General features: G+C 66.3%; 12 protein-coding genes. 9 read left to right on the forward strand and 3 right to left on the reverse strand.

The window, feature by feature from the left end; all coding sequences use genetic code 11:
- Nucleotides 1–164 precede the first annotated feature (164 nt).
- The 5 genes from DKG74_RS09355 to DKG74_RS09375 all read left to right on the forward strand — a co-directional run bounded on the left by DKG74_RS09355 (nucleotide 165) and on the right by DKG74_RS09375 (nucleotide 7,615).
- Nucleotides 165–755, forward strand: coding sequence for a TetR/AcrR family transcriptional regulator (locus DKG74_RS09355; RefSeq protein WP_109905016.1), 591 nt, complete (start codon nucleotides 165–167; stop codon nucleotides 753–755).
- A 263-nt stretch (nucleotides 756–1,018) separates the two neighbouring features.
- Nucleotides 1,019–2,212 (forward strand): flavin-dependent monooxygenase, encoded by a 1,194-nt coding sequence (locus DKG74_RS09360; protein ID WP_109905018.1) that lies wholly within the window; start codon nucleotides 1,019–1,021, stop codon nucleotides 2,210–2,212.
- Nucleotides 2,213–2,352: 140 nt separating this feature from the next.
- Nucleotides 2,353–4,395 (forward strand): DUF1302 domain-containing protein, encoded by a 2,043-nt coding sequence (locus DKG74_RS09365; protein WP_109905020.1) that lies wholly within the window; start codon nucleotides 2,353–2,355, stop codon nucleotides 4,393–4,395.
- A 32-nt stretch (nucleotides 4,396–4,427) separates the two neighbouring features.
- Nucleotides 4,428–5,804, forward strand: a complete 1,377-nt coding sequence (locus DKG74_RS09370) for a DUF1329 domain-containing protein (protein ID WP_109905022.1) — start codon at nucleotides 4,428–4,430, stop codon at nucleotides 5,802–5,804.
- Between the two features lie 86 nt (nucleotides 5,805–5,890).
- Entirely contained in the window at nucleotides 5,891–7,615 is a 1,725-nt protein-coding gene (locus tag DKG74_RS09375; RefSeq protein ID WP_109905024.1) for an FAD-binding protein, read from the forward strand.
- Here the strand turns inward: DKG74_RS09375 and DKG74_RS09380 are convergent.
- The 3 genes from DKG74_RS09380 to DKG74_RS09390 all read right to left on the reverse strand — a co-directional run bounded on the left by DKG74_RS09380 (nucleotide 7,582) and on the right by DKG74_RS09390 (nucleotide 10,049).
- Nucleotides 7,582–8,358: a ferredoxin--NADP reductase gene (locus DKG74_RS09380; protein ID WP_109905026.1), complete on the reverse strand. Its 777-nt coding sequence runs from the start codon at nucleotides 8,356–8,358 to the stop codon at nucleotides 7,582–7,584. The two genes, DKG74_RS09375 and DKG74_RS09380, sit on opposite strands and share 34 nt — an antisense overlap.
- 135 nt (nucleotides 8,359–8,493) lie before the next feature.
- Nucleotides 8,494–9,267 carry an SDR family NAD(P)-dependent oxidoreductase gene (locus DKG74_RS09385; protein WP_109905028.1) on the reverse strand — a complete coding sequence of 258 codons (774 nt, stop codon included), beginning with the start codon at nucleotides 9,265–9,267 and terminating at the stop codon, nucleotides 8,494–8,496.
- Nucleotides 9,268–9,293: 26 nt separating this feature from the next.
- Nucleotides 9,294–10,049, reverse strand: coding sequence for a TetR/AcrR family transcriptional regulator (locus DKG74_RS09390; protein ID WP_109905030.1), 756 nt, complete (start codon nucleotides 10,047–10,049; stop codon nucleotides 9,294–9,296).
- Nucleotides 10,050–10,218: 169 nt separating this feature from the next.
- Here DKG74_RS09390 and DKG74_RS09395 point away from each other — a divergent pair, with 169 nt between their 5' ends.
- The 4 genes from DKG74_RS09395 to DKG74_RS09410 are packed head-to-tail and all read left to right on the forward strand — an operon-like array spanning nucleotide 10,219 to nucleotide 15,129.
- Complete coding sequence (locus tag DKG74_RS09395) at nucleotides 10,219–11,805, forward strand: GMC family oxidoreductase (RefSeq protein ID WP_109905032.1); 1,587 nt, start codon at nucleotides 10,219–10,221, stop codon at nucleotides 11,803–11,805.
- The gene (locus tag DKG74_RS09400; RefSeq protein WP_109905034.1) at nucleotides 11,802–13,409 is read left to right on the forward strand and encodes an aldehyde dehydrogenase family protein; all 1,608 of its coding nucleotides are present in this window, start codon (nucleotides 11,802–11,804) and stop codon (nucleotides 13,407–13,409) included. Before DKG74_RS09395 ends, DKG74_RS09400 begins: the two co-directional genes overlap by 4 nt.
- Nucleotides 13,410–13,412: 3 nt before the next feature.
- The gene (locus DKG74_RS09405; protein ID WP_109905036.1) at nucleotides 13,413–14,087 is read left to right on the forward strand and encodes a sterol desaturase family protein; all 675 of its coding nucleotides are present in this window, start codon (nucleotides 13,413–13,415) and stop codon (nucleotides 14,085–14,087) included.
- Between the two features lie 13 nt (nucleotides 14,088–14,100).
- The gene (locus DKG74_RS09410; protein WP_109905038.1) at nucleotides 14,101–15,129 is read left to right on the forward strand and encodes an NAD-dependent epimerase/dehydratase family protein; all 1,029 of its coding nucleotides are present in this window, start codon (nucleotides 14,101–14,103) and stop codon (nucleotides 15,127–15,129) included.
- Nucleotides 15,130–15,199: the final 70 nt, after the last annotated feature.

Here is a 15,199-nt window from a genome sequence, read left to right on the forward strand (position 1 = left end):
TCTTGTCGGCCTGCCCTCGTGCCCCTTGCCATCGCGGCTCGCCTGTGAAACTATACAGATATACTGATAGTGTAAAGTCGTAAAACAAGGAGGTGAAAACCGCGCTGGGTTCCAGGGAGAGCCGCCGATAGACTGTGTGCCCCGATCCGCTCCGGACCAAGGTCATGACCACCCTTCCATCCAAACCGCCCTCGAGCGAAACGAGGCAGCGCGTCCTCGAAGCCGCCATCGCCTGCGTCAGGCAATGGGGTATCGACAAGACCAGCCTGCTCGACATCGCACGTCAGGCGGGGGTGACCCGGCCGACCGTCTACCGCTATTTCACCAGCCGGGAGGACGTGCTCAGTGCCGCCCTGCTGCAGTCCGCGGCGGCGATGGCGCAGCGTCTGGTCGCCCATCTCGACGGGGTGGCCGATCCGGCGGAGCGTTTCGTGCGGGCGATCCTGTTCCTGCTCGACGATGTGCCGAAGGAGCCGCAACTCTCGGTCATGACCCTGTCCAGCCTCGCGACCTATGTCAGCGAGGATGCGCTGATCAACGCCGAAGGTTTCGATCTGTCGCTGCTCCTGATGAAGCAGATCATGACCGGGGTCGACATGGCGGAGGACGCGTGGCGCGAAATGACGGAGGCGACGATCCGCATGTTGCTCTCGCTCCTGAACATGGCGGGGCCGGTCAAGCGCGACGCGGAAGCGATGCGGGGGTTCATCATCCGCCGCATGTTGCCGATGACGGGCCTGGCGCTGAAGTCATAGCCGCGATGCGGTCTGTGGAACGGGTGAAGTCGCGCGCGATATCGCGCGCGGCGGCACGCGGATTTTGTGCATTGCGGTAAGTAATGGCCAAGAAATTACCGGCGTTCCACGCGGCCATATCTTTCGATTCCGGATAATTTATTTTCATCGCTGCGGCAATTAGTCCGGTTAGACGATGCCGATTGCGCCGTCGCCCGCCAACGTGGCCCCAAGTCGAGCCGGCGCAGAAAGCCGGCCGGGGGAAACCAAGCCGGGGGATTGCCATGGACGGCAGCAGCGAACTCAACATCACCGTGCCGACGGAAGACGAAATGCGCGCCCGTGCGCGTGCCCTCGTGCCCTTGCTGCGGGAAAAATCCGACGAGGGCGAGCGCCTGCGCCGCGTTCCCGACGCGGTGATGGCGGCAATGAAGGACGCCGGCCTGTTCCGCATCCTGCAGCCGAAGCGTTGGGGCGGTTACGAGATGCATCCCAATGTCTATTACGACGTGCTGATGACCCTCGGCGAAGGCGACATGTCGGCCGCCTGGTGTTACGGCGTCATCGGCTGCCATCCGTGGCAGATGGCCCTGTTCGACGACCGGGCGCAGGCCGATGTCTGGGGCCGGGACACTTCGGTCCTCGTCTCCTCCACCTATATGATCCAGGGCGATGCCCGCCCGGTCGAGGGCGGTTACATCTTCAACGGCCGCTGGCGCTTCTCGTCGGGCTGCGAGCATTGCGACTGGATCTTCCTCGGTGGCGAGGTCGGGCGCGGCTCCGGCAACATGGACATGCGCACCTTCCTGTTGCCGCGTTCGGATTACGAGATCGTCGATACCTGGGACACGTTGGGCCTGCGCGGCACGGGCAGTCACGATATCGTGGTCAAGGATGCCTTCGTCCCCGAATACCGCACCCATCTGTTCATGGATGGCGTGATGTGCAACAGCCCGGGCAATGCGGTGAACACCCACGGCCTTTACCGGATGCCCTTCCCGCAGGTCTTCATCCGCGCGGTTTCCACCTCGTCGATCGGCGGCTTGCAGGCGATGCTCGACGCTTTCGTGAATTACGCGGCGAAGCGCACCACGGTCACCGGCGCGAAGACGGCGGAAGACGGCACGGCCCAGCTGCTCTGCGCCGAGACCGCCTCGGCCATCGACGAGATGAAGCTGGTCCTGCACCGCAACATCAATGTGATGTATGACGTCGCCTGTGCCGGCGGCTTCACCGAAATGTCGGATCGCTTCAAGTTCCGCTATCAGTCGGCGGAAGTGCCCGAGCGCTGCGCCAACCTCGCCCAGCGCCTGTTCAAGGCCGGCGGTGGCGCCGCGGTGTTCAACAAGCTGCCCTTCGCCCGCATCCTTTCCGATCTTCATACCGGCCGCGCCCATGCCGCCAATCAGGCGGACAGCATCGGCCGCAACTGGGGCGGCGTGATGCTCGGCCTCGAGAATACCGACTACTGGATCTGACGCGATCCCACCTCGTTACCTGTTGCGTATCGACATGCGGCCGGTGTCTCGACCGCGGGCTTTGAACACGCTCCGCCGGCCGTGACCGGCGGGGCGCGCGGGGCGTCGGCAAATCGGCGCCGAAGGGGCAGGGGGGCGCCATGGCAAGCAGGAAGTCGAAATCCGGCCGGACAGCCGGCGCGGCGAAATTCGCCGGGGTGTGGATGCCGGCCGCGGCCTGCGGCCTTGCCGGCTGTCTGGTCGGCGGCACGGGACTTGCCTTCGCCGAGGTCTATCAGCTCGAGAATGGCGCCACCATCGGCGTCAACATGACGACCAGCTATCAGATCGGCGTCCGGGCCGAGGATCCGAACCCTCGCTCCTTCTCGCCCGAGACGGACTATGCCCAGGTCGTCATCCTGCCGCAGCTGCCGATTCTGCCGGTGGTGCCGACCTCGACCCATACGCCGCAGACCTATAACTTCGACGATCCCAACCTGAATTTCGAAAAGGGCGACCTGATCACCAATGCGGTGACCGCCCTTCTCGAGGCCAGCTTCAAATACGAGGAATTCGGCGTCAACCTGAGCGGCAACGCCTTTTATGATTTCGTCTACCACTCGGCCAATTCCAACGACACGGAATTCCCCGACGGTATCAACAAGAGTTACGGCCAGCCGGATCACTTTCCGGGCCAGACCCGCGTCGCCAACGGCGGCCGCTTCCGCCTGCTCGACGCCTTCGCCTATGGCACGTTCCATCCCTTCGACACCGATCTGTCGATCCGGGTCGGCAATCAGGTGGTGGCCTGGGGCGAGAGCCTGTTCTTCGGCAATATCTCGCTCAGTCAGGGCGTCGTCGATGTAACGCGCTCGAACTCGCCGGGCTCGGAGGTGAAGGATATCCTGCTGCCGGTGCCGCAGATCTCGATGAACTGGGGCCTGACCGACCGGCTTTCGGTGGTCGGCTATTATCAGTTCGGCTTCGAGAACAACCAGATGGACGGTGTCGGCAGTTTCTTCAGCCGCTCCGACATCATCGGGCCGGGCGCCGAATTCGCCTATGGCTCGGTCAATCCGTTTCCCGACGTCATCACCGCGCTCGCCTCGGCCTGCACCCTCAGCCCGTCGACGCCGGGGTGCCAGAACATCGCCCTGCCCATGCCGATCTCGCAGCTGCTGTCGCAGGTGATCAGCGACAATCTGCTCGGCATCGCCAATGAGGACACGAAACGCTTCGATGTCGCCTATGCCGGCGAAGTGAAGCCGAACAGCGGCCAGTTCGGTGCCGGCCTGCTCTACGACATCACCGACAATCTGACGGCGGGTCTGTATTTCCTGAAGTATCACGACAAGAACCCGTCGCCGACCTTCGACATCTCGACCATCGACACCGATCCCTTCCGGCCGGGCTCGGTCGGCGGTGCCGTCGCGGGCCTGTGCGGCGGCCTCGGCATCGACTGTTCCGCTGTCGAGGGGCTGGTGAATTCGACGCTCGACAATATCGTGGCGACGGTTGCCCCGCTCTATCTGCCCTACACTTACCGTGTGGTCTATTACGAGGACGTCAAGCTCTACGGCGGCAGCGCGACGACCACGCTCGGCCCGGTCAACGTCGGCTTTGAATTCGCCTATCGCCAGGGCGCGCCCCTGCTGGTCAATGGCGTGATCTCGGGCATCAAGGCGCCGCAGCCGGTGCGCGGCGACTATTGGCAGGCGAACCTGAGCGGGCTCTATGTCGGCGGCTCCACCGCCTGGTGGGATTCGCTGAATCTCGTCGCCGAGGTCAGCCTCAATCACGTCGTTCGCCACGAAACGCTCTATTTTCACGATCAGAACGGCCAGCCGCTGCAGGACGGCAACGGCAACAACATCAACGCCTTCCGCGAGCTGACCGGCGACAGGACGTCCTGGGGCATTCAGGGGCTCGCCGAATTCGGTTACACCGATGTCTTCCCGGGTGGTTGGGACATGGCCATTCCCGTCGCCTTCGGCATCGCTTTCGGTACGCCGGCCGCGCCCGGTGCCCTCGGCGCGCTGTCGGGCACGGGCGATGTCCGCGTGTCGTCGGGCGTGAAGTTCCGGCACCTGAACAATCTTGAAATCGGCGTGATCTACACCGCCTTCTTCGGCTCCTACGACCGGATCGAGCGGCCGCTGGTCGACCGCGACTATGTCATCGCCACGGTCAAATACACATTCTGAACAACGACAAGAAGCAATCGAGGAGGAACGCCATGGATCGCAGGACTTTCGTCGCCGGGCTGGGCGCCGCCGGCTGGGCCGCCGCCACGCCCCGCTTCGGCTTCGCCAAGGCGGCGGCGGACGAGGTGGCGAAACTGGGCACGTCGCTGACGCCGGCGGGCGCGATCAAGGAGGGCAGCGCCGACGGCCTGCTGACGCCCTGGTCAGGCAAATGGCTGGGCGTGCCGCCGGGCATCACTTACGGCGGGACCGGCAAGGTGCAGGCCAACCCTTACGCGGCGGAAAAGCCGCTGTTCTCGATCACGGCGCAGAATTTTCAGCAGTATGCCGATCGCCTGACCGAGGGGCAGAAGGCGCTCTTGCAGAAGAACCCGTCGACCTTCCGCATGGATGTCTATCCCTGCCACCGGGATTTCCGCTTCAGTGACGCGCTGCACGCCAACCTGAAGCTGAACGCGCAGGAAGCTCAGGTCACCCCCGACGGCGAAGGCGTCACCGGGGCCTATGGCGCCCCCGCCTTTCCCTTCCCCAAGAGCGGGCTGGAGCTGATCTGGAACGTGATCAGTATCCCGCGCGGTTTCACCCAGCGCGGCACCATGGACGAGGCCGTGGTCTATCCCGACGGCAACGTCGCCTGGGGCGCGCAGCAATGGGACATCTACGCGACCGCCTATGATCCGACGGTCGCCCGCGCCAGTTTCGACGGCGGTTCCGCCTTCGTCTTCCGCAGCACCCTGAAGCCGGAACGGGAGCGCGGCTCGATCACCCTCGTCCGGGAATATTGGGATTTCGGCAACCGGCCCAGTCAGGCCTGGCAATATGTCCCGGGCACGCGGCGAGTGAAGCAGGTGCCGGAAATCGCCGGCGATTATCCGCTCGGGCCGGGCGGTTTCCACACGGTGGACGACACCGGCCTGTGGACCCAGTCGCCCAAGCGTTATGACTGGGAAATCGTGGGCAAGAAGGAAATCTTCATTCCCTACAACAACTTCCTGATCGAAGACCCGACGGTGAAATACAAAGACCTGCTGGCCAAGGCCCATCTCAACCCCGAGACGGTGCGCTGGGAGCTGCACCGCTGCTGGGTGCTGAAAGCCAGGCTGAAGCCGGGCCTGCGCCACGTCTATGCCGCCCGCACGATCTATATCGACGAGGACAGCTTCAACCCCGCGATCGCCGACATGTATGACGCGCGCGGCCAGCTCTACCGCATGGCGATGAACACGACCTCCTACGATTACGCCTCGCAGTTCTTCCAGCAGCGGATCTGCGTCTATCACGACCTTGTTTCCGGCGCCTATATGGCCGACCGCCTGTCGAACGAGGTGGTCGACCGGATGCGCTACAACGAGGGCGGCCGCAAGGAGAGCGACTACACCCCGCAGGAATTGAAGCGGAAGGGCGTCTGATCCCGGCCGGCGGCTCGTCCATCGGGACGATGCCGCCGCACGCCCGGACCGGGAGAATGCCGCGAAACGACAGGGGGAGAGGCGTGATGGCGACAGGCAAGGGCAGCGGCGATGAGATCGGCGCCGAGGTCTCGGCCGGCAATGCCGTCATGGCGGCGCCCCTGCCGGCGCCGGACCGCTTCGACGCGGATTGCGGCTTGCTGGTGATCGGTTATGGCGCGGCCGGGGCCTCGGCCGCGCTCGAGGCGGCGGAAAGCGGGCTCGACGTGCTGCTGGTCGACCGCTTCGCCGGGGGCGGGGCGAGCTGGCTTTCCGGCGGCATCGTCTATGCCGGCGGCGGCACCCGCCATCAGACCGCGGCCGGCCGGACCGACAGCGTCGACGCCATGGCGGCCTATCTCGCGAGGGAAGTGGGCGATGCCGTCTCGGCCGAGACGATCCGCCGCTATGCCGCGCAGAGCGCGTCCATGATCGACTGGCTGGAAGCCCATGGCGTCGGTTTCGACAGCGCGGAGGCGCCACACGAAACCTCCTATCCGTCCAAGGATCACTATCTCTATTTCTCGGGCAACGAGATGGTGCCGGCCAATCGCGATGCCATTCCGCCCGCGCCGCGTGGCCATAGGGCCAAGGGCAAATGGCTGTCCGGCCGGGCGATGATGGAGGCGCTGATGGCGCGCGTCGGCAGAACGCCCGGCATCGCGATCAGGACCGAAGCGAAGGTGCGCCGCCTGATCGTCGATGATGCGGGCGCGGTCGTCGGCGCGGAATTCATGGCCCTGCGTCCCGGCGGGATCGCCGCCCGGCTGCACCGCTTGCTGGAGCGGCCGGCGCGCATCATCGCCCTGCAGGTCGCGGGTATCTCGACCGTGCTGGTCTCGCTGGCGGCCCTGATCGAGCGGGCCTTCGCCCGGCCATGGCGGGTTCACGCCCGCCACGGCGTCGTGCTCGCGACCGGCGGTTTCATCAAGAACCGGGCGATGGTGGCGCGCCATGCCCCCGAATTCATGCGAGGGTTCCCCCTTGGCTCCTCGGGCTGCGACGGCAGCGGCATCCGCCTTGGCCTTGGCCTTGGCGGGCGGCTGGACAAGGCCAGCCGGATATCGGCCTGGCGCTTCATCAATCCGCCCCATGCCTTCGCCAAGGGCATCGTGGTCGGCGCAGACGGTAGGCGCCTGACCAACGAGGAACAATATGGCGCCCGCCTGGGCGATGCGATGTTCCGCAAGGCCGGCGGGCGCGGTTACGTCATCCTCGACGACGCGCAGCTGCGCGAGGCCAAGGCAGAGATCGCGCAAGGGTCCATGTGGGGTTTCCAGTCCGTGCCGGCCCGCTTCCTGATGCTGGGGGCGAAATCGGCGCCGACGATCGAGGCGCTGGCGGCGAAGCTGGGCATGGCGCCGGCAACCCTCGTCGGCGAGATCGCCGCCAACAATGCCGCCGCCCGCGATGGCCAGCCCGACCCTGTCGGCAAGTCGGACGAAATGCGCGGCGTCATCGCCACCGGGCCGTTCCACGCCCTCGACATTTCCGCGACCAACCGGGTGTTTCCGCTGCCGGTGCTCACCCTCGGCGGCCTCGCGGTCGAGGAGGCGACGGGGGCGGTGCTGCGGGCCGAGGGCGGCGTTGTGCCCGGGCTCTATGCCATCGGGCGCGCGGCCCGGGGCCTGCCGTCCAATTACTACGTCAGCGGCCTTTCGCTCGGCGACTGCGTGTGGACCGGCCGGCGCACCGCCGCCCATGTCGCGGAACAGGCGGCGGCCGAGGCCGCGCCGCCTCAACGCTCGACGAAAGCCTTCTCGATGACGTAATCCCCGGCGGCGCCGACATGGGCCGAGACCTCGAATCCCCGCGCGTCGAGCAGGGCGGAGAGGTCGGCCAGCATGGCCGGGCTGCCGCAGATCATCGCCCGGTCGGTCGCGGGATCGAGCGGCGGCAGGCCGATGTCGGTCCACAGCCGCCCGCTCTCGATCAGGTCGGTGACGCGGCCTTGGGTGGGGAAGTCCTCGCGGGTCACGGTCGGGCGGTAGATCAGCTTCTCCTGCGCGAGGGGGCCGAAGATGTCGTCCGCCGGCAGCTCGCGGGTGAAGAAGTCGCCATAGGCGAGTTCGCTGACGAAGCGGACGCCATGGACGAGGACGATGGTCTCGAACCGCTCGTACATCTCCGGGTCCTTGACCAGGCTGAGGAAGGGCGCGAGGCCGGTGCCCGTGCCGAAGAGATAGAGCCGCCGCCCCGGCTTCAGGTCGGACAGCAGCAGGGTGCCGGTTGGCTTCCGCCCGATCAGGATATCCTGCCCCGGCCGCAGATGCTGCAACCGGCCGGTCAGCGGGCCGTTCTGCACCTTGATCGAGAAGAACTCGAGGAAATCCTCGTGGTTGGCCGAGGCGATGCTGTAGGCGCGGACCAGCGGCTTGCCACCGACCTCGAGCCCCATCATCACGAATTGCCCGTTCTCGAAGCGCAAGGACGCCGGGCGGGTGGTGCGGAAACTGAACAGCGTGTCATTCCAATGACGGACGTCGAGGACACGTTCGGTGCCGAAGGCGGACATGGTGTTATCTCCCGGATCCCAAGGTGATGATGAACAATGGAATTCGTCGCCCCGGCGAAGGCCGGGGCCTTGTGACGAGAAAAGCGCCTATGCCGTCCCGAGATGCCGGCCGTCGTCGGCATGACGAGGGTGCATCTAGAGGCCGAAGCCGCCCGAGACGTTGATCTGCTGGCCGGTGATGTAGGATGCCCTGGCCGAGGCGAGGAAGACGGCGGCATTGCCGATATCCTCAGCCGTTCCGAGGCGCTTGATCGCGATCATGCGCAGGGTTTCCTTGATCCAGCGTTCGTCGAACACGCCGCGCGCCTTCAATTCGAGGAACATGCCGGCCTCGATCACGCCGACGAGCACAGAATTGGCGCGGATGCCATGCACGCCTTCTTCCCGCGCGATGCCCTTGATCAGGGCTTCGTTCGCCGCCTTGGGCGCGACCGACAGACCGTCCTTCTTCGGCCAGCGCAGATGCCCGGCGGAGCCGAGGTGAACGAAGGAGCCGCCGCCCATGGTCCGCATGTGCGGCACGGCGGCGGAGACGCAGTTGAAGAAGCCGATGGTCTCGGTCTCGATCGACTGGCGCCACAGGGCGGGGGACGTGTCGGCGATCGCCACCTGCTCCACCACCGGCCCGGCGGCGAAGACGACGGTATGGATGCGGCCGTGCGAGGCGACCGCCTCGGCGAAGGCGGCCTTCACGCTCGCCTCGTCGGTCAGGTCGACGGCATGGGCGCTGGCCTTGCGGCCCTTCGCGGTGAATTCATCGACCAGTTCGCGCGCGACATCGGCCTTGCGCCGGTAGGTCACCGCGATATCGCAGCCCGCGGCGGCGAAGCCGCGCGCGACCTCGCGCCCGATGCCGCCGCTGCCGCCGATGACGAGCGCGGCACCCGCCGGAAAATCCGACCCCCCCATGAATTTCCCCCTGGTTTCTCGTTGTTCTATCGCGTGGCCGCGTCGAGGGCGGCGAGGTCCTGCCGCACGGCCGGTGTCAGCGCCGTGCCGTCCGGCGTCACCATCTCGACCGCGACAGGGGGCAGGGCGAAGAGGCGCAGGAAATCGGTCTGGATACGGGCGATCACCGTCCCGTGATCCTCGGCCATGCCGCCCGCGACCCAATTGGCGAGGCGGGTCTGCTGCAACGCCATCAACATGCGCGCCTGATCCGGGCCGTGGCCCGCGACCAGCTGGCCGGCGCGGACGCCGAACTCCAGCGCCTGTTCGATCAGGCCGGCGCCCAATTCCCACAGTGCCTGTTCGTCGTCCGACGGCTGAGCGGCGGCGTGATACCACATGTAGCCTTCGCGCAGGATCAGGCGCAGGTAATCCGGGTGGTCCAGCAGGAAGGCGACATTCACCTTCATCATCCACAAAAGGCCGGTCAGCGGCGCCTCCGCCAGCGAGACCGCCTGCAGACGTGCCATGACGGCGTCGAGCATTTCCCGGTCGCGCGTCACCAGCACCGCGTGGTGCAGTTCCTGCTTGCCCGGATGGAACTGATAGAGCGTCGCCAGCGAGATGCCGGCTTCCCGCGCGATGTCCTGCATCCGCGTGCCGGCGAAGCCGTGTTCGGCGAAGACCTTTTCCGCGATGTCGAGGATGTGGTCCCGCGACAGCGCCTGCTTGGCCGCTTTCAGCGCGAGGGCGGCGCCGTTGCGGGGCGCGCGGGCATCGGTGGCTTGCGGTTTTGCACTCATCTCTGCGGCTGACCCTTTTTTGCGACCGGCGCTGTGGCGCGCCGTTCGGGGGATGCTGCAGGCTCCCGCCGAAAAATCAATCTTGCGAAGATAGTAATTGCAATTACTAAAACTGCAAGTCTAATTACAAAGGCGCCCGGAGAGGCGCCGTCAGGGAGAGCGCAGGGGCATGGAGGCATTCGATCACATCGTCGTCGGGGGCGGCTCGGCCGGCTGCGTCGCCGCCGCCTGGTTAGCGGGCAAGGCGCGGGTGCTGCTGCTCGAGGCGGGCGATCCGGCACTGGCGCATCCCGAAACCCTGACCGCCGACGGCTTCAAGGACGCTTTCTCCAACGATGCGCTGATGTGGCACCGCATGTCGGCGCCGCAGAAGGATTGCGGCGGCCGCCCGATCTATGTCGGCACCGGGCGGGGCATGGGCGGCTCCGGCTCGGTCAACGGCATGGTCTACACAAGGGGCGACCGCCGCGATTTCGACGCCTGGCCCGAGGGCTGGCGCTGGGACGACATCGTGCCGGCCTTTCAGGCGGTGGAAAGCCGTCTCGGTATCCGGCCGCGCCCGCCGACCCCCTTCGCCGAATCCTTCCTCGCCGCCGCGGTCGAGGCGGGTTTCGAGCGCAAGGACGGCATGAACGACGGCGATCTCGCCGGTGTCGTCGGCGCCAACGACATGAATTACGCGGGCGACCAGCGCCGCTCCTCCTACCGCGCCTTCGTCCATGACGATCCGCCCGCCGGCCTCACGGTCAGGACCGGCGCGCGGCTTCGCCGCGTCGTCTTCGAGGGCGGACGGGCGGTCGCCGTCGACTACGCGAAGGATGGCAGGGTGGAGCGCGCCCGGGTCACGGGGGAACTCGTCATGGCGGCCGGCGCGCTGGAGACACCGCGTCTTCTCATGCTGTCCGGCGTCGGCCCGGCGGCGGAGCTTGCCCGCCACGGCATCCCCGTGGTGAAGGACGCGCCGGGCATCGGGCGGAACCTGCAGGATCACCCCAATGTCTGCATGTTCTATACCGCGAAGGCGCCCGTCGACTTCCAGTATCCGCAGGTCTACGGCTTCGACGTCGCCGCCCGCAAGGCGGGGGAGCCGCGGGGCGCGCCGCCCGATACCTGTTTCGTCTGCTATGCCGCGCCGGCTTCGCTGAAGGAATCCATGCGGCGGATGGTGCCGGTGCTGGCCCTGCCGGGCCGGTTGCACGATGTCGCCCTACTGCGCCGCCTCTTGCGCGGCGCCATCGAACTCGCGTTCCGTCTGCCGCCCCTCCGCCGTTTCGTCGACAGTCTCTTCGGCATCGTCGTCATCCTGGGCAAGCCGACCTCGCGGGGCTGTCTTCGCCTCGCTTCCGCCGATCCGGACGCGCCCGCGGTGATCGACCTCGGTTACTACACCAGCGCCGCCGACCGCGCGACGATGGAAGCCGGCATCGCCCGGGCGCGTGACATCGCCGCGCGCGGGCCGCTGGCTAGGGCGGGGGCGAAGCCCCTGTCGGCCGGGGCGAAGCCCGTCGCCGGGGCCAGCCTTTGGAGATGGCTGGCGGGCGCGACCATGACCACCTTCCATTTCTGCGGCACCTGCCGCATGGGCGAGGATGCCGACAGTCCCGTCGATACCAGACTGCGGCTGAAGGGCCTCGCCAATGTCCGCGTCGCCGATGCCTCGGTGATGCCCGAGATCCCGGTATCCGCCCTCAACGCGCCCAGCATGATGATCGGCCAGCGCGCCGCGGACTTCATCCTGTCAGGAGACATGGCATGAGCGTAACCCCCTTCGTCCAACCCGCGAACGTGGGGCCGCGTTCCTCGCCGCAGGTCATTCACTGCATCGACCCGGCGACCGGCGCCAGCCTCGGCGAGGTGCCGGTGGCCGGCCCCGACGAGGTGCGCGCCGTCGTGGAGCGGGCGCGGGCGGCGCAGCAGGCCTGGGGCGCCAGCAGTTTCGCGCAGCGCCGCGCCGTGCTCGGCCATCTGACCGACATCATCATCGAGCGGGCGGACGAAATCTGCGCCGCCGTCGCGAAGGACAGCGGCAAGACCCACGAGAATGCCCTGCTGGGCGAGGTCATGCCGGTCCTCAACAAGATCCGCTGGATGATCAGGAACGGCGAGAAGCACCTGCGGCCGGAGCGTGTCTCCTCCGGTCTCCTGATGCACAAGAAGGCGCGGATCGAATACCGCCCGCTCGGCGTTATCGCCTGCATCGTGCCGTGGAACTATCCGTTCCAGAACATCTTCGGCTCCCTCGTCGCGCCCCTGATGGCGGGCAACGCCGTTGTCCTCAAGGCCTCGGAAGCGGTCGCCTGGTCGACCGGCCTGTTCCAGTCGATCATCGACGAGGCGCTGTGCCGCGAGGGCTTTTCGGCCGACACGGTGCGCATCCTGAACGGTTTCGGCGAGACCGGCGCCGCCCTCGTCCGCGCGCGGGTGCAGAAAATCCTCTTCATCGGCTCGGTCGGCAATGGCCGGCGCATCATCGAGGGCAGCGCGGAACATCTGACGCCCACGGTGATGGAATTGGGCGGCAAGGACCCGATGATCATCTGCGACGACGCCGATCTCGATCAGGCGGTGCATTCGGCGCTGGGCGGCTGCTTCATCAACCTCGGCCAGAACTGCATCGCCTCGGAACGGCTGCTGGTCATGGACGGCATCTACGACCGTTTCCTCGCCGAATTCGGCGCGCGCGCGGCGGCGCTGCGTCAGGGCGTGCCGACGGGGCCGGGCCGGCTCGATGTCGGTGCGATCAACACGGTGCAGCAGATGCGGGTGATCGACGAACTGGTGTCGGATGCCTTGGCCAATGGCGCCCGCGCCCTCGTCGGCGGGCGGATGCCCGATCCCGCCGGGGGCCATTTCTATCCGCCGACCGTCCTCGTCGATGTCACCCCAGGGATGCGCATCGCGCGGGAGGAAGTCTTCGGCCCGGTCGCCCTGATCATGCGCGTGAAGGACGACGCGGAAGCGATCCGCATCGCCAATGGCACCGATTTCGGCCTGCATTCCTCGGTCTTCAGCAAGGACCGGGCGCGGGCGGAGCGGATCGCGGCCGCGCTCGACGCCGGGGCGACCTGCATCAATGATTTCGGCCTGTGCTACCTCGCCCAGGACCTGCCGTTCGGCGGGGTGAAATATTCCGGCTTCGGCCGCATGAACGGGCGCGACGGCCTCCGTGCCTATACCAACGCCAAGGCGGTGCTGAGTGATCGCTTCGGTTTCAACGTGCCGCCCAAGCTCTACCCGGTCGCGCCTGGCGACTACGAGAAGGCGCGCGCCTCCATCGGCCTGATGTTCGGCCGGGGCGGCGGGCGGCGCCTCCGGTCGCTTTTCACCCTGATCCGCCTTTCCCTGTTCGCGAGGTCCTGAGCCATGGACACCACTTTCTTCATCGTCTGGGGTCTCATGCTCGCCTTCAACGGCGCGCTGATGCATGGCCTCGGCTGGGCCGCGGAGAAAAGCAGCCTCGCCAAATACCGCATCCGCACGCCGAAGACCTATCAGATCCCGCCCCTGCGGAAATGGCTGAACATCACGCTGAACGGGCTGTTCTCCCTCTGCATCTTCGGGGCCTTCTTCTGGTTCCTGGGCGATGCCTATATCTACCAGGGCCTGCCCGGTCCCGCCGGCTTCATCGGCGAGACGCTGGGCGTCCTCCTCCTCTATGATTTCATGTATTATTTCCTGCACCGCTTCATGCACCACAAGCTGGTGCTGCACTATGTGCACCGCACGCATCACATGGTGCGCTTCCCGACCGCGCCCGAGAGCATCTATCTCCACCCGGCCGAGAATTTCGCCGGCCTCGGCCTTTTGCTGCTCGCGGTCGTCATCCTCGGCCCTGTGTCGGCGACCTCGTTCCTGATCGTGTTCTTCGTCCACGCGGTGATCAACGTGCTCGTCCACTGCAATCTGGTGATCCCGCATCCGGCGTTCCGCCTGCTCAACTTCTGGACCTCGAAGCACGACATCCATCATAACCGCATGAATTACAATTACGCCTCGATCTTCCCCTTCTGGGACCAGGCCTTCGGCACCGACAAATAAGGGCGACAAGACCATGAAGAAGAAAATCCTCATCACAGGGGGGCAGGGCTTCGTCGGGCGGGCGCTGGTCGACCGTTTCGCCGACCTCGGGCACCAGGTCACCTGCGCCGACATGAACGACCGGCCGTTCCGCGCCGACGTGAACTTCATCCGTCTCGATATCCGCGACAAGGCGGGGGTGATGGCTGCCCTCGCCGGCGCGGATTCGGTGATCCACAACGCCTCCCTCGTCCATACCAAGCACAATCGGGTGGAGGATGTCTGGGCGGTGAATCTGGCGGGGACCGAGAACATCCTCGAGGCCTGCGCCGCGCATCATATTCCCCGCCTCGTCTATATCTCCTCGGCGAGCGCGGTCTACGAGGGCGCGGATATCGAGAATGGCGACGAGACGCTGCCCTATTCGACGATCTCCCAGGCACCCTATGCCGACAGCAAGATCGCGGCGGAAAAGAAGGTCCTGGCCTTTTCCGGCACCGGCGGCTGCGAAACCTGCGCCATCCGGCCCCATGTCATCTTCGGCGCGGGCGACAACCGCTTCATTCCGGCGATCCTCGACAAGGCGAAGCGCGGCAAGCTGAACCGGGCGGTGGGCAATCGCGACAAGCTGTCGGACTTCACCTATATCTCCAATCTGGTCGATGCTGTCGTCGCCGCCGAGGAGAAGCTGGGCGCCGGCTCCCCCCTGTCGGGTCAGGCCTATTTCATCACCAACGGCGAGCCGATCGCCTTCTTCGACTTCATCGAGAAACTGATCCTCGAGCTGAAATATCCGCCGATCCGGGGCAAGGTGCCCTATTGGCTGGCCTACGGCGTCGCCGCCATCGCCGAGGCGATCGACACGCTGAAGGGTGGCACGCTGAACGCCGAGAACGGCCTGACCCGGTTCTCGGTCCGTTACATGGTCACGCACCATTACTTCAACATCGCCAAGGCCCGGCGCGATCTCGGCTGGGAACCGAAGGTCTCGCTCACCGAAGGCATCCGCCTCACGGTGAAGGATCTGCTGAAGGCGCAGCCGGACCTGATGGCAGGGCGTTGATTCCGCTTGTTGCCATTCGCCCTGCGAACGCGCATCAAGGACGGGCGCGGTCGCGGGGAAGGGCAGGTCC

The sequence above is a fragment of the Zavarzinia aquatilis genome (assembly GCF_003173035.1).
Taxonomy (GTDB): domain Bacteria; phylum Pseudomonadota; class Alphaproteobacteria; order Zavarziniales; family Zavarziniaceae; genus Zavarzinia; species Zavarzinia aquatilis.

Excerpts from the sequence above, each read along its gene's own strand:
- DKG74_RS09405 (WP_109905036.1), top strand. The coding sequence starts at position 13,413 with ATGGACACCACTTTCTTCATCGTCTGGGGTCTCATGCTCGCCTTCAAC.
- DKG74_RS09400 (WP_109905034.1), top strand. The coding sequence starts at position 11,802 with ATGAGCGTAACCCCCTTCGTCCAACCCGCGAACGTGGGGCCGCGTTCC.
- DKG74_RS09385 (WP_109905028.1), bottom strand. The coding sequence starts at position 9,267 with ATGGGGGGGTCGGATTTTCCGGCGGGTGCCGCGCTCGTCATCGGCGGC.
- DKG74_RS09355 (WP_109905016.1), top strand. The coding sequence starts at position 165 with ATGACCACCCTTCCATCCAAACCGCCCTCGAGCGAAACGAGGCAGCGC.
- DKG74_RS09390 (WP_109905030.1), bottom strand. The coding sequence starts at position 10,049 with ATGAGTGCAAAACCGCAAGCCACCGATGCCCGCGCGCCCCGCAACGGC.
- DKG74_RS09360 (WP_109905018.1), top strand. The coding sequence starts at position 1,019 with ATGGACGGCAGCAGCGAACTCAACATCACCGTGCCGACGGAAGACGAA.
- DKG74_RS09375 (WP_109905024.1), top strand. The coding sequence starts at position 5,891 with ATGGCGACAGGCAAGGGCAGCGGCGATGAGATCGGCGCCGAGGTCTCG.
- DKG74_RS09410 (WP_109905038.1), top strand. The coding sequence starts at position 14,101 with ATGAAGAAGAAAATCCTCATCACAGGGGGGCAGGGCTTCGTCGGGCGG.
- DKG74_RS09370 (WP_109905022.1), top strand. The coding sequence starts at position 4,428 with ATGGATCGCAGGACTTTCGTCGCCGGGCTGGGCGCCGCCGGCTGGGCC.
- DKG74_RS09395 (WP_109905032.1), top strand. The coding sequence starts at position 10,219 with ATGGAGGCATTCGATCACATCGTCGTCGGGGGCGGCTCGGCCGGCTGC.
- DKG74_RS09380 (WP_109905026.1), bottom strand. The coding sequence starts at position 8,358 with ATGTCCGCCTTCGGCACCGAACGTGTCCTCGACGTCCGTCATTGGAAT.
- DKG74_RS09365 (WP_109905020.1), top strand. The coding sequence starts at position 2,353 with ATGGCAAGCAGGAAGTCGAAATCCGGCCGGACAGCCGGCGCGGCGAAA.